General features: G+C 63.6%; 16 protein-coding genes and 1 pseudogene. All 17 read left to right on the top strand.

Annotated elements, in window-relative coordinates; genetic code table 11:
- The first annotated feature begins 605 nt into the window (after positions 1–605).
- The 17 genes and pseudogenes from KBA32_RS06905 to KBA32_RS06830 all read left to right on the top strand — a co-directional run bounded on the left by KBA32_RS06905 (position 606) and on the right by KBA32_RS06830 (position 13,289).
- The gene (locus KBA32_RS06905; protein ID WP_294356845.1) at positions 606–2,213 is read left to right on the top strand and encodes a DUF6600 domain-containing protein; all 1,608 of its coding nucleotides are present in this window, start codon (positions 606–608) and stop codon (positions 2,211–2,213) included.
- A gap of 115 nt (positions 2,214–2,328) precedes the next feature.
- Entirely contained in the window at positions 2,329–2,736 is a 408-nt protein-coding gene (locus KBA32_RS17080; protein ID WP_367113757.1) for a PocR ligand-binding domain-containing protein, read from the top strand.
- Positions 2,652–3,083, top strand: a pseudogene (locus tag KBA32_RS17075) (EAL domain-containing protein); the annotation flags it as partial. The gene KBA32_RS17080 and the pseudogene KBA32_RS17075, both read left to right, overlap by 85 nt.
- The gene (locus KBA32_RS06895; protein WP_294356843.1) at positions 3,073–3,447 is read left to right on the top strand and encodes an EAL domain-containing protein; all 375 of its coding nucleotides are present in this window, start codon (positions 3,073–3,075) and stop codon (positions 3,445–3,447) included. The pseudogene KBA32_RS17075 and the gene KBA32_RS06895, both read left to right, overlap by 11 nt.
- Before the next feature lie 182 nt (positions 3,448–3,629).
- The gene (ruvC, locus tag KBA32_RS06890; RefSeq protein WP_294356841.1) at positions 3,630–4,166 is read left to right on the top strand and encodes a crossover junction endodeoxyribonuclease RuvC; all 537 of its coding nucleotides are present in this window, start codon (positions 3,630–3,632) and stop codon (positions 4,164–4,166) included.
- 18 nt (positions 4,167–4,184) lie between these two features.
- On the top strand, positions 4,185–4,760 hold the full coding sequence (gene ruvA, locus KBA32_RS06885) for a Holliday junction branch migration protein RuvA (protein ID WP_294356839.1): 576 nt from the start codon (positions 4,185–4,187) through the stop codon (positions 4,758–4,760).
- Positions 4,760–5,833: an AI-2E family transporter gene (locus KBA32_RS06880; protein WP_294356837.1), complete on the top strand. Its 1,074-nt coding sequence runs from the start codon at positions 4,760–4,762 to the stop codon at positions 5,831–5,833. The genes ruvA and KBA32_RS06880 overlap by 1 nt, the downstream gene beginning before the upstream one ends.
- Before the next feature lie 4 nt (positions 5,834–5,837).
- Positions 5,838–6,914, top strand: a complete 1,077-nt coding sequence (ruvB, locus tag KBA32_RS06875; protein ID WP_294356835.1) for a Holliday junction branch migration DNA helicase RuvB — start codon at positions 5,838–5,840, stop codon at positions 6,912–6,914.
- 85 nt (positions 6,915–6,999) lie between these two features.
- Complete coding sequence (ybgC, locus tag KBA32_RS06870; protein ID WP_294356833.1) at positions 7,000–7,437, top strand: tol-pal system-associated acyl-CoA thioesterase; 438 nt, start codon at positions 7,000–7,002, stop codon at positions 7,435–7,437.
- A complete protein-coding gene (tolQ, locus tag KBA32_RS06865) occupies positions 7,434–8,111 on the top strand; it encodes a protein TolQ (protein WP_294356830.1) in 678 nt (225 codons plus the stop codon). The genes ybgC and tolQ overlap by 4 nt, the downstream gene beginning before the upstream one ends.
- A gap of 11 nt (positions 8,112–8,122) precedes the next feature.
- Positions 8,123–8,527: a biopolymer transporter ExbD gene (locus KBA32_RS06860; protein ID WP_294356827.1), complete on the top strand. Its 405-nt coding sequence runs from the start codon at positions 8,123–8,125 to the stop codon at positions 8,525–8,527.
- 14 nt (positions 8,528–8,541) lie between these two features.
- A complete protein-coding gene (tolA, locus tag KBA32_RS06855; RefSeq protein WP_294356825.1) occupies positions 8,542–9,489 on the top strand; it encodes a cell envelope integrity protein TolA in 948 nt (315 codons plus the stop codon).
- A gap of 97 nt (positions 9,490–9,586) precedes the next feature.
- Positions 9,587–10,876, top strand: a complete 1,290-nt coding sequence (tolB, locus tag KBA32_RS06850) for a Tol-Pal system beta propeller repeat protein TolB (RefSeq protein ID WP_294356823.1) — start codon at positions 9,587–9,589, stop codon at positions 10,874–10,876.
- 49 nt (positions 10,877–10,925) lie between these two features.
- Positions 10,926–11,444: a peptidoglycan-associated lipoprotein Pal gene (pal, locus tag KBA32_RS06845; RefSeq protein WP_294356881.1), complete on the top strand. Its 519-nt coding sequence runs from the start codon at positions 10,926–10,928 to the stop codon at positions 11,442–11,444.
- A 1-nt stretch (position 11,445) separates the two neighbouring features.
- Complete coding sequence (gene ybgF, locus KBA32_RS06840; RefSeq protein WP_294356821.1) at positions 11,446–12,222, top strand: tol-pal system protein YbgF; 777 nt, start codon at positions 11,446–11,448, stop codon at positions 12,220–12,222.
- A 4-nt stretch (positions 12,223–12,226) separates the two neighbouring features.
- Positions 12,227–12,883 carry a 7-carboxy-7-deazaguanine synthase QueE gene (gene queE, locus KBA32_RS06835; protein WP_294356819.1) on the top strand — a complete coding sequence of 219 codons (657 nt, stop codon included), beginning with the start codon at positions 12,227–12,229 and terminating at the stop codon, positions 12,881–12,883.
- 19 nt (positions 12,884–12,902) lie between these two features.
- Positions 12,903–13,289, top strand: coding sequence for a PilZ domain-containing protein (locus tag KBA32_RS06830; protein WP_294356816.1), 387 nt, complete (start codon positions 12,903–12,905; stop codon positions 13,287–13,289).
- Positions 13,290–13,337: the final 48 nt, after the last annotated feature.

Genomic DNA, 13,337 nt, shown 5'->3' with positions numbered 1-13,337 from the left:
ATCGCCCCTTCGCGACACTGTGAGGCCGCCATGAAGCTTCATGTGAACGCGCGTTGCGTGCAGCGGATGCTGGCGTTGGCGGCTCTGGGCACGACACTGAGTCTCGTCGGTGCGCCAGTGTTGGCGGCCGAGCCCCCCACGGCGATCCGCTGTTCGACCGCAAGTTCCTGCTCTACTACCTGAAGGCCAGCCCGGTCGCCGGACAGAAGATCGCTGACCTCAAGGGTCTGAAGATCGGGGCAACGACCGGCTACTTTTACGGCGAGGCGCTGACCGCCTGTTCAACCGGGGGCTCGCCACAATCCGCGACAACGGCGTCTACGAACTGGTCGTCAAGGACGCCGCTGACTCGGACAAAACCCGATTGATTCGGCACGAAGAAGTCTCAACTCCCGTTCGGGCTGAGCCTGTCGAAGCCCGCCCCCACCCTTCGACAGGCTCAGGGCGAACGTATTTCAGACATTACCTCGCCGTATCAATAGCGCGCACGTTTCGCGTACTGCGAATGTGCAACAAAGTGTGTCCGGCGTATGGCGCTGCGCCTATCGAATCGTTGTTGACGGCATCCGGCGGCTCTGCGGCCGCCTTCAACGAGGAAGATCTCCATGCTCGATTCGAAACCCTGTCGGCGCCGATGGCGCGATGCGCGGCCCTTCACGCTGCTCTCCCTGATCACGCTCATCCTCTCTCTGACGCTCGCGGCCCCCGCATCTGCCGACCCGCCCGGCCGTATCGGCCGCGTCGCCTGGCTTTCGGCCCCCGGCAGTCTGGCACTCGACAACGGTGCCCGTGGCGAGTCGTTCCGCCCACCGCTCAATCAACCCCTGACCAGCGGCGACGTGCTGAGCACGGACGGCAACGCACGGGCGGAAATCCAGATCGGCTCGACAACGCTGCGCCTCGACGCCGGCACCTCGCTCGAACTCACCCGTGTCGACGACGATCGGGTCAGCATCTTTCTGCGCAACGGGCGCAGCATCGTCAAGCTCGCCTCGCCCGAGACGGTGCGCGAGTTCGAGCTGAACACGCGGAACGGCCGCATCACGGCCGACATCGCCGCCCGCGATGCGAACATCTTCCGCGTCGAAGCGGACGGCAACGGGTCGAGCGCGACGGCGTACTTCGGCGCCTTGCACTTTTCGGCGAACGACGCCGATCTCGACATCCGGCCCGGCGAGCGCGCCGAAATATGGTTCGCCCGACAGACGCGCTATCGGATCTCAGCGCCCGCCAGCGACGATTTCATGCACTGGAGCGCTGCGCGCGACCGGCAACCGACGGCCGGTGCGTCGTCCCGCTACGTGTCGCCGGAAATGACCGGCGCCGACGATCTCGACACCTATGGCGATTGGTCGGACACGCCGGAATACGGCGCCGTCTGGACGCCGCGTACCGTGGCCGCCGACTGGGCACCGTACCGGACCGGCCACTGGGTCTGGGTCGCGCCCTGGGGCTGGAACTGGGTCGGGCATGAACCGTGGGGCTTCGCCCCCTTCCACTACGGTCGCTGGGTACAGTATCGCGGTCGTTGGGGCTGGGTCCCCGGCGAGCGCATCGCGCGTCCGGTCTATGCACCGGCAATGGTGACCTGGCATTCGGCCCCCGATGTTTCCGTCGCCGTATCGTTCGGCCGCGCGCCAACCGCCGGCTGGTTCCCGCTGGCACCGCGCGAAGTCTATGTGCCCGTCTATCGCAGCAGCCCCGACTACGCGCGCCGGCTCAACCGCACGCACGCCCCACACATCGAGAATTTCAACGCGCCCGCCGGCAACCCGCGCGAAGCCGACCGTCACCCGCGCTACATTCCCCGCGACTTGCCGAGCGCGGAACCGCCCCGACGCTTCGAACGCGACACACCGCCCGACCGGGCGTGGCAGCCGGCGCCGAGGCCGCGCGAGTTCCATCGCGACGACGACAGAAAAGGGGGCGACGGTCATCGTGCAGTGCTGGAAAGCCGGCGCGAAGCGCGACCGGAGGCGATTCCCCGGTCCAGGCCGCAAGACACCGTCAGGCGCCAGCCTCCGGACACGCCGTTGTTCCACCCGTCGCAAGCAGCCGGGCTGCCGGCCACGATGACGCAACGCGAACCGCGCGCGGCCGAACCGCGCGCGTTGCGGAATCCGGAACGCCATGCGGACGCGCCACGCGGCGCACCGCCGGAAGACGACCCACGCAAACACCGCCAACACCCGGACGGCGGCGAAAGACGCTGACGGCCGCCGGCCAGGCGCTTCTCGATATATGTCCGATTCATTGGAGCAATAATGGCCGGAGTACTGTCTATTCGATTCGCCTGCGCCCCCCCACGCGGGAAGGAAAGCAACAATCATGGGAAAAATCCGGTACCGATTTGCCGAGCTCGTCGACATCGCGCAATTGCAGGCGCTGATGGATCGTCTCAGCACCGTGATCGGCATTTCCAACTCGATCGTCGATATCGACGGTACGCAGCTGACCAATTCCGGCTGGGAAGACGCCTGCACGCACTACCATCGCGCCAATCGGCTTCGTGCCGGCGCTGCGCGGCAAGCGACACCTCCCTGCTCGACCGCTGCGGCCACATCGTCCAGGCCAACGAGCGCATGGCTCGGCGGCGACGAGTTCGTCGCCGTACTGCACAGGATCTGGACGACGTCGCGACCTGCGTGCCAATGCTCAACCGCCTGCTCGAAGCCGCCGCGCATCCGGTACGCGTCGGCGGAAACCTGCTGCAGGTTTCCGCCAGCCTCGGCCTGACCTTCTATCCGCAGGCCGAGGAAACCGACGCCGAACAGGACGGCCGCCTGCGCGGCCACCACGAGAGCCTGGAAAACATCCGCCGCGCGTTGATTGGGCAGGAGTTCGTCCTCTATTACCAACCCAAGATCAACATGCGCACCGGCGAGATCATCGGCATCGAAGCGCTGATCCGCTGGCAGCCCCCGGAGCGTGGCCAGCTCTCGCCCGGCGTCTTCCTGCCGGTCATCGAAGAGCATGCGCTGGCGGTCGACGTCGGCGAATGGGTGATTAAAAGCGCGCTGCGGCAACTCGAAGCCTGGCAGGCCATCGGGCTCGACATCCCGATCAGCGTCAATGTCGGCGCCCGCCAGCTGCAACAGGCCGACTTCGTCGGACGCCTGCGTACCCTGCTCGCGGCGCACCCGTCGTTCCGTCCGGACCAGCTCGGGCAGCCGCGAAATCGGCATTGCCTTTGCCCTCGACGATTTCGGCGCCGGCTACTCGTCGCTGACCTACCTCAAACGCCTCTCGGTCGCACCACTCAAGATCGATCAGAGCTTCGTGCGCGACATGCTCGACGACCCGGACGACCGGACCATTCTCGGCGGCGTCCTCGGCCTGGCCTCGGCGCTGCACCGACCGGACGCCGTCATGCGTCTGGACGAACTGCACGCCGTGCACAACGACTTGCTCGAACGGCTGCAGACCATGGTGCGCGAACCCTCCTGAAGCAAACGCTGATCGACGACGGGACGTGGCGAAATGCGACGAAATTGTCGCCGGCCGCGATGGGCTGACCGGTATACTGTCGGCTCATTTTCGACCGCCAACGCCATGCCCCAGCCGCACGCCACTGTTTTCGACCGCGACTCTGCGCGGTACCGGCGCGACTGTCGCCGTCAGGAGCGAAAATGAGCGCTCCGGCAACCCGCATCCTCGGCGTCGACCCCGGCCTGCGCGTCACCGGCTTCGGCCTCATCGAAAAGTCCGGCAACAGCCTCTCCTACCTCGCCAGCGGCTGCATCAAGACCGATGCAAAGGCCTCGCTGCCGCAACGCCTGAAGACCATCTACGCCGGCCTGCGCGAACTGGTCGCGCAATACCGGCCCGACCAGGCGGTCGTCGAAATCGTCTTCGTGAACGTTAACCCGCAATCGACGCTGCTGCTCGGCCAGGCGCGCGGCGCGGCGATCACGGCGCTCGTCGCCGGCGGTGTCGAAGTGGCCGAATACACGGCGCTGCAGGTCAAGCAGGCGGTCGTCGGCAACGGCAAGGCGGCGAAGGTGCAGGTGCAGCACATGGTGCGCCGCCTCCTCTCCTTGCCCGGCGATCCCAGCCCGGACGCCGCCGACGCCCTGGCTTGCGCGATCGCGCACGCGCACGGCGGGCAGGGATTGGGTGCGCTGGCGACCAAGGGGCTGCGCGTGCGCAACGGACGACTGACATAAACTCATGAGGAACACTGAATGATCGGTAGATTGACCGGAATCCTGCTGGAAAAGAACCCGCCACAGGTACTCCTCGACGTGCATGGCGTCGGCTACGAGGTCGACGTGCCGATGAGCACCTTCTACAACCTGCCGGGCAACGGCGAGAAGGTGACGCTGCTCACGCACTTCATCGTGCGCGAGGACGGCCAGTTCCTCTACGGCTTCGCCAGCGAGTCCGAGCGCTACGCTTTCCGCCAGCTGATCAAGATTTCCGGCGTCGGCGCGCGCATGGCGCTGGCCGTACTTTCCGGCCTTTCAGTCGGCGACCTGGCACAGGCCATCGCGCGCCAGGAGTCGGGACGGCTGACCAAGATTCCGGGCATCGGCAAGAAGACGGCCGAGCGCCTCTTGCTCGAACTCAAGGGCAAGCTCGCCGACGCGTTGCCATCGGCGGCGTTTGCCGTCGAAGACAGCCAGCATGACATCCTCAATGCGTTGCTGGCACTCGGTTACAATGACCGCGAAGCGTCGGCGGCGATGAAGCAGCTGCCGGCGGGACTCTCCACCTCGGACGGCATTCGCCAAGCCCTCAAACTCCTCTCCAAAGTCTGATGCAACATCTATCGTCCGCTCAGAAGCAGGTCATCCAGATCGCCATCGCAGCGCTCCTGCTGATCGGCTGCATTGCCGTGCTGATGCCCTTCACCGGCACCCTGCTGCTGGCAACCGTCATCTGCGTCACCACCGCGCCGGCGCACAAATTCATTCTCGCCAAGTGCCGCGGACGAAGCAATCTGGCGGCGGCGCTGATGTGCCTCCTGATGGTGCTGTTGCTCGTCGTGCCGATGGCCATCCTTTCCGGATCGCTCGCCAGCGGCGTCGAGATGGCGATCGCCTACATCCGTCCGCTGCTCGAATCCGGCCTGCCGATGCACGTGCCCAAGTGGGTCAGCAACCTGCCGATCGCCGGCTCCATGATCGAGGACTACTGGCACGCGCTGCTCGCCAGCCGCGAGGAGCTGAACGAGCTGCTGCGCCAGTTCATCGCGCCGACGCGGCGCATGGCGCTCGCCGCCGTCTCGCTGTTCGCCCAGGGCCTGCTGCAGCTCTTGCTGGTCATCTTCTTCGTCTTCTTCATCTTCCGCGATGCCGACCACTACGCCGACGCGCTGCGTACCGGCGCGCGCAAGCTGGCCGGCGGCCTCGGCGAGCGCATGCTGAAGCTGGCCGACGGCACGGTCACCGGCGTCCTCGTCGGCATTGTCGGCACGGCCGCCGCGCAGTCGCTCGTCGCGATGATCGGCTTTCTGATCGCCGGCGTTCCCGGCATCGCCATGCTCACCTTCGCCACCTTCTTCTTCTCGATGGTGCCGGTCGTCGGTGCGACGCTGATCTGGCTCGGCGCCGCGCTCTGGCTGTACGACGGCGGGCAGACCGGCTGGGCCATCTTCATGATCCTGTGGGGCATGTTCGGCATCAGCAGCGTCGACAACTTCGTCAAGCCGATCCTGATTTCGCGCACCGCCAGCTTGCCGCTGCTATTGATCGTCGTCGGCGTTTTCGGCGGCGTGCTGGTCTTCGGCTTCATCGGCCTCTTCCTCGGCCCAACCTTGCTGGCGCTCGGCCAGGTGTTGATCCGCGAGTGGCTCGCCCTCTCCGAACAAGACGAACCGCCTTCCATTTAAAGCCATGATAGAAATCGACAATCTGGGCGGCGGCTTCTGCGACGGCCCGGCCGACCGGCTGATTTCGGCCGAATCGAAATCGACGCAGGAAGAAGCGATCGAACGCGCCCTGCGCCCGAAGCGCCTGGCCGATTACGTCGGCCAGGCGAAGATCCGCGAGCAGTTGTCGATCTTCATCGAAGCCGCCAAGCGGCGCAGCGATACGCTCGACCACGTGCTGCTCTTCGGCCCGCCCGGCCTCGGCAAGACGACGCTGGCGCACATCATCGCTGCCGAGATGGGCGTCAACCTGCGCCAGACCTCGGGCCCGGTGCTCGAACGCGCCGGCGACCTGGCAGCAATACTCACCAACCTCGAACCGCACGACGTGTTGTTCATCGACGAGATCCACCGACTCAGCCCGGTGGTCGAGGAGATCCTCTACCCGGCGCTCGAGGACTTCCAGATCGACATCATGATCGGCGAAGGTCCGGCCGCGCGCTCGGTCAAGCTCGACCTGCCACCGTTCACGCTGGTCGGCGCGACAACGCGCGCCGGGATGCTGACCAACCCGTTGCGCGACCGCTTCGGCATCGTCGCCCGCCTCGAGTTCTACACACCGGAAGAATTGACGCACATCGTCACGCGCTCCTCGCAGCTGCTCAAGGTACCGGCCGAACACGGCGGCGCGCTGGAGATCGCCAAGCGCTCGCGCGGCACGCCGCGCATCGCCAACCGCCTGCTGCGCCGTGTGCGCGACTTCGCCGAGGTCAAGGCCTCCGGGCACATCACGCAGACGGTCGCCGATCAGGCCTTGGTCATGCTCGACGTCGACCACGGCGGGCTGGACATCATGGACCGCAAGCTGCTCTCGGCGGTCATCGACAAGTTCGGCGGCGGACCGGTCGGCGTCGACAACCTCGCCGCCGCCATCGGCGAGGCGCGCGACACGATCGAGGACGTGCTCGAACCCTATCTCATCCAGCAAGGTTTCCTGCAGCGCACGCCACGCGGCCGTATCGCCACCAGCGCCGTCTACCGCCACCTCGGCCTCGACACCCCCGCTCCGAATGCACAAAGCGAACTCTGGCGCACGCAGTAAACCGAAGCCAGCGAAGTTGTCATAAAACAATGGGTTGTCACAAACTCTTACACTAACACCTTCACTACGGCACTATCATCCCGCCATGAAGCACGAGCAGAAGCCGAACGCCTTCACGATCCCCGTTCGCATCTATTACGAAGACACCGACGCCGGTGGCGTGGTGTATTACGCGAACTACCTCAAGTTTCTCGAACGCTGCCGTACCGAATGGCTGCGCGCGATCGGGCACGATCAGGCCGATCTGCTGCGCGACCCCGGCATCGCCTTCGTCGTGCGCAGCGTCAGTCTCGAGTACCTGAAACCGGCGCGCTTGGACGAACAACTCACAGTCAGTCTGGAAGTCGAAAAGATCACCCGTTCGCAGATCTTCTTCCGCCAGCACATCCGCCGTGCGAACCTGGAAGGCGGCTGGGATGAACTGATCAACGGCAAGATCCAGATCGTCTGCGTCAACGCAGCCCAGATGAAAATCACCTCGATCCCCAACCCATTGCGCACCAAACTGGAAGCCCTCCAATGAACGTCTCGCAAGACCTCTCGATCCTCCACCTCATCCTCAACGCCAGCGCGGTCGTACAGGTGGTCATGGCACTGCTGGCCAGCGTGTCCTTCATGTCGTGGTACTACATCTTCAGCAAGTGGTTCACGCTGAGGACGGCCAAGGCGCAGACCGAGCAGTTCGAACGCGACTTCTGGAGCGGCGGCGACCTCAACAGCCTGTACCAGAGCGCGGTCAACAACCGCCACGGCACCGGCAGCATGGAGCGCATCTTCGAAGCGGGCTTCCGGGAATTCACCAAGCTGCGCAGCCAGAAAAACCTCGACCCGAAGGACATCATCGACGGCTCGCGCCGCGCCATGCGCGCCACTTACCAGCGCGAGGTCGACAGCATCGACGCGCACCTCGCCTTCCTCGCCTCGGTCGGCTCGGTCAGCCCGTACGTCGGCCTGTTCGGCACGGTGTGGGGCATCATGCACTCGTTCCGCGGCCTGTCGAACGTTGGCCAGGCGACGCTCTCGGCCGTTGCGCCGGGCATCGCCGAAGCGCTCGTCGCCACCGCCATCGGCCTCTTCGCCGCGATCCCGGCGGTCATCGCCTACAACCGCTTCTCGCACCAGATCGACCGCCTCGCGATCCGTTTCGAGTCGTTCATGGAAGAGTTCTCGAACATCCTGCAACGGCAGATGCGGTAGTCGGAGGCTCCATGCGCGAACGCCGCCTGAAAAACGAAATCAACGTCGTCCCCTACATCGACGTCATGCTCGTGCTGCTCGTCATCTTCATGGTGACGGCGCCGATGATGACGACAGCGAGCATCGACGTACCCTCGGCTGCCAAGACCAAGCAGGCGCCGGCCGAGGCGATCTACCTCAACATCGATGAAGACAAGTCGATCTCGCTTACGGTCGCCGGAAAAACCAGCGGCAAGATGAGCGAAACCTCCGCCTTCGACCAGATCGCCGACGCCATGGCGAAGAACGCGGAACAGCCGGTGCTGATCGCCGCCAACAAGAACCTGAAGTACGAGGTCGTCGTACACATGATGGATACGTTGCGCAAACAGAACGTCAAGAACGTCAGCCTGTTCGTGCAGTCGACCGGCAAATAGACGCGGCAGAAGCAGTGAACTCCCCTTTGCCATCTCCTGAAGACGACGCAGCCAACATCCCGGCGATCGTCCTTTCGTCCGTCGTCCACGGTGCCTTGCTTGCCGCGCTGTTCTTCGGCGTCCAGTGGAAGAGCGAGCAGGCGGGCGGCATCCCGGTCGACGTCTACTATGGCAACCCAAATGCCGTCACTCCGCCGCCCCCGCCGCCGGAGCCAAAGCCCGAACCTGCGCCCAAGGTCGAACCGACTCCACCACCGAAACCCGTGGTAAAGGTGGAGGAAAAACCGCAAATTGACCCGCAAATCGCCATCAAGGACAAGGAAAAGCGCGAAAGGGAAGAAAAGGAACGCCTTGAACAGGAGAAGCTCGAGAAGCTGAAGAAGCACAAACTCGAGGAAGAACGCAAGCAAAAGGAACAGGAAGACAAGGAAAAGGCCCGCAAGGACGAGGAAGAGAAGAAAGCGCGCGAGAAGAAGGAAGCGGAGGAACACCGCCTCGACGACATCAAGAAGGAAGCCGAACGCGAAGCGAAGCGCGAGCAGAAACAGCGCTCCGACGCCGCTCGTGCCGCACACGAGGAAGCTATCCGCGCCGAACTGGAAGGAACGAAGGGCTCGCCTACCGGATCGAAGACAGGAACCAACTCCGGCACGCAATCGGGCGGTGGCAACGCGAGTAATCTCGGACAAAGCGAATACATGGATCAGATCCGGCGAAAGATCCGCGGCAACATTACGTTGCCAGCCGGGATTACAGGCAATCCCGAGGCGCAGTTCGCGGTCACGCAGCTTCCCACCGGCGAAATCCTGCCCCCCGTGGTCATCAAGAAGTCGAGCGGCAATAAGGCGCTCGACGAAGCGGTCGAGCGCGCGATTCTGAAGTCATCGCCATTGCCCAAGCCGAAGAATCCGAAGGACTTCGAAAGGACAATCCGTATCTCCTACAAACCGTTTGACGAATGACCGATCACGGTCAACCAACTGTGATTACGGACCGTTACATGAACGCGTCGAGTCAAGACGATATAATTCCCGTTTATTTTTTCCGGCGTCCGACACCATGATTCGTCCCTTGCTAAAACTGCGCGGCCTGGGCCTCATCGCGTTCACCGCCTTTGCCTTACAGATACCGGCACATGCGGAACTGACCATCGAGATCACCGGCGCCGGCGCCAACCAGATCCCCCTGGCGATCGCCGATTTCGGCGGCGAAGCCGGATCTTCGCGCGCGCTGACGTCGGTCATCCGCGGCGACCTCGAACGCAGCGGGTTGTTCAAGATGATCGACACCTCCGGTGTCGCGATGACCGAAGCAACCGCGCCGCAGTACGGCGACTGGAAACTGCGCGGTGCCGATGCGCTCACCGCCGGCAGCATCGGCCCGACCGACGGCGGACGCCAGGAAGCCCGCTTCCGCCTGTACGACATCAACAAGCAGGATGCGCTCGCCGGCGCAGCGTTCGTCACCTCGACGCCGATGTTGCGCGCCGCCGGCCATCGCATCGCGGACATCATCTACGAAAAGCTGACCGGCATCCCGGGCGTCTTCGCCACGCGCATCGCCTACGTCGTGCGAACCGGCGCCAATCGTTACGAACTGCATATCGCAGACGCAGACGGACAGAACGCCCAGGCCGCCCTGAAATCGCGCGAGCCGATCATCTCGCCGACGTGGTCCCCGGACGGAACGCGTTTGGCCTACGTCTCGTTCGAGAACAAGAAGCCGGTGGTCTACGTACACTCGCTGGCCAGCGGCAAGCGCGTCGTCGTTGCCAACTTCAAGGGATCGAACTCGGCGCCGGCGTGGTCGCCCGATGGACGTCGGCTGGCCGTCGTCCTCTCTAAGGAAGGCGGCTCCCAGATTTTCATCGTCAACGCCGACGGTTCGGGCCTGCAGCGCCTGACGATGAGCGCCGGCATCAACACCGAGCCGTTCTTCTCGCCCGACGGACAATCGCTCTACTTCACTTCGGATCGCGGCGGCAGTCCGCAGATCTACCGCTCCGACTCTCACGGTGGCGACGCCCAACGCGTCACCTTCGATGGCAGCTACAACGTTTCCCCCCGCATCTCACCGGACGGCAAGACGCTGGCGTTCATCAGCCGGCGCGATGGCGGCTTCCGCCTCGCCGCCATGGATCTGGAAAGTAAACAAGTGCAAATTCTCACTGATTCGAACAAGGACGAATCGCCGAGCTTTGCGCCGAACAGCCGCATGATTCTCATCGCCACCGAAAGCGGCGGTCGCGGCACGCTTTCCGCCGTCTCGATCGACGGCCGTATCAAACAACGCCTGTCGATTTCGGCTGGCGACGTACGTGAGCCGGCTTGGGGCCCGTTTTACAAGTAATTCAAGCAAACCTGTAATTCTTATTTGACGCTGGAGAAACACAATGAATTTGAAGCAACTGATCATCCCCGCTCTTCTTGCCGCCCTGATCACCGGCTGCAGCTCGACCCCCGACGCCGACCAGAACGGCGCACCGGTTGAATCGCGCGACAACGGCATCGCCACGGTCGACGCCAGCAAGCTTGACGGGAAAGGCCTGCCGCGCGAACTGACCGACCCGAAGAGCATCCTTTCCAAGCGCAGCGTGTATTTCGACTACGACAAGTACGACGTCAAGGCTGAATACAAGGACCTCGTGGCCGCGCACGCCAAGTTCCTGACCAACAACCGCAAGTTCAAGATGCTCGTCCAGGGCAACACCGACGACCGCGGCAGCCGCGAGTACAACCTGGCGCTCGGCCAGAAGCGTGCTGATTCGATGAAGAAGATGCTGACGCTGCTCGGCGCCGGCGAAGACCAGGTCGAAGCCGTCAGCCTCGGCGAAGAAAAGCCGAAGAACGAAGGCGCCGACGAAGCCGCGTGGGCGGAAAACCGTCGTGGCGACATGCTCTACAGCGGCGAGTTCTAAGATGCCGACGGGCCGTTTCTGGAAAGCAACGCGCCTGTCCCTGCTGCTCGCCCTCATGGGTGCGCAGCAGGTGCAAGCCGCCCTCTTTGACGACGAGGAAGCTCGGCGTCAGATCCAGGATCTGACGATCAAGACCAACGAGCGTGTCGATACGCTCGCCAAGGCGCAGATGGAGTTGCTCAACCAGATTCAGGCCCTGCGCGAAGAAAACGCAAAACTGCGCGGCTCGGTCGAGACGCTGAATTTCGAACTGGAGTCGGCCAAGAAGCGCCAGCAGGATTTCTACATCGACCTCGACGGTCGCCTGCGCAAGCTCGAAACACCCGAAGCAGCAAACACTGAAAACGCGACGCCGTCCGAAGAAGGCACGCCCGGCGCAGAGGCCGCAAGCAAACCTGCCGGCGACCCCGGGGTCGAATCGCGCGAATACGAAGCCGCGCTCAATCTCTTCAAAGCCAACAAGATCAAGGACGCCGCCGGCGCATTCGAGGCGTTCACCAAGGCTCATCCCGACAGCACGCTCGCGCCAAACGCACAGTACTGGCTCGGCAACGCGTTCTACGCACTACGTGACTGCAAGAAGGCGATCGAAGCGCACAAGCTCGTCACCAGCAAATGGCCGCAGCACCCGAAGGCGCCCGACTCGCTGATCAACATCGCGACGTGCCAGCAGGAATTGGGTGACGCCAAAGGCGCACGCTCGACCTACGAAAGCATCGCCAGCAAGTACCCGGACAGCACCGCAGCGGCAACAGCCAAGCAGCGCCTGAAAAAGTAGCAAGGTGAGCAGCAGCAAACCGGTCTCGCTGAGAATCAGCGAGATTTTTTTCTCTTTGCAGGGCGAAGCAACGCGCTCCGGATTGCCCACAGTTTTCGTTCGCCTGACCGGTTGCCCCCTGCGCTGCGTCTGGTGCGATAGCGAGCACTCGTTCACGGGCGGCAAGCGCATGTCGCAAACCCAGGTCATCGAGGCGGTCGCAGCCTTCAGCGCGCGCCAGGTCTGCGTCACCGGCGGTGAACCGCTCGCCCAGAAAGCCTGCTTGCCGCTCCTCAGCGCGCTATGCGACGCCGGCTACGACGTTTCGCTCGAAACCTCGGGGGCGCTCGATATCGGCGGCGTCGATCCGCGCGTTTCACGCATCGTCGATTTGAAGGCGCCGTGCTCGGGCGAATCTGCGAAGAATCGCTGGCAAAACCTCGCCTTGCTGACGCCACGCGACGAACTCAAGTTCGTGCTGATGAACCGCACCGACTACGAATGGGCGCGTAAAACCGTACGCGAGCACCAACTCGACGCGGTTTGCCCGATCCTCTTTTCAGCGGTCCAGGGCGAACTCCAACCGGTCGATCTCGCCGAGTGGATCCTGGCCGACCGCCTGCACGTTCGCTTTCAGATGCAATTGCACAAGTTGCTTTGGGGTAACATGCAAGGAAAGTAAGCTTCCTGCGAGGACTGACATGACCACCGTAAACTCCGAAGACCGTCGCCATCACTCGCGCATCACTTTCCACACCGCGGCACATCTGGTCGTTGGCAACCGCAAGATCCCGGCAAGAGTTCTCGACCTTTCGCTCAAGGGCGCGCTGGTGCAACTTCCCGAGGACGACCTGGCTGTTGAAGCCGAAGCCAGTCCGCCCTGCGAGCTCAATATCGATCTGGACGATGCGGAAAGCGACCGGATCTGCATGAAAGTCCGCATCGCCCACGCGCACCAAGGGCGGATCGGGCTGCTTTGCCAGGACATTGATCTTGACAGCGTCACGCACTTGCGGCGACTGGTCGAACTCAACCTGGGCAACCCGGATCTCCTTGAACGTGAGCTTTCAGCACTGATCGCGGATTAGCGACGTCACGAACCTATGCCCCGCCGGACCGTCGATGTGTCGGCGGCA

Source organism: Propionivibrio sp. (assembly GCF_017995515.1).
Classification (GTDB): domain Bacteria; phylum Pseudomonadota; class Gammaproteobacteria; order Burkholderiales; family Rhodocyclaceae; genus Propionivibrio.
Note: the sequence above shows the minus strand (reverse complement) of the source record. Positions and strands in the feature narration are given on the sequence as shown.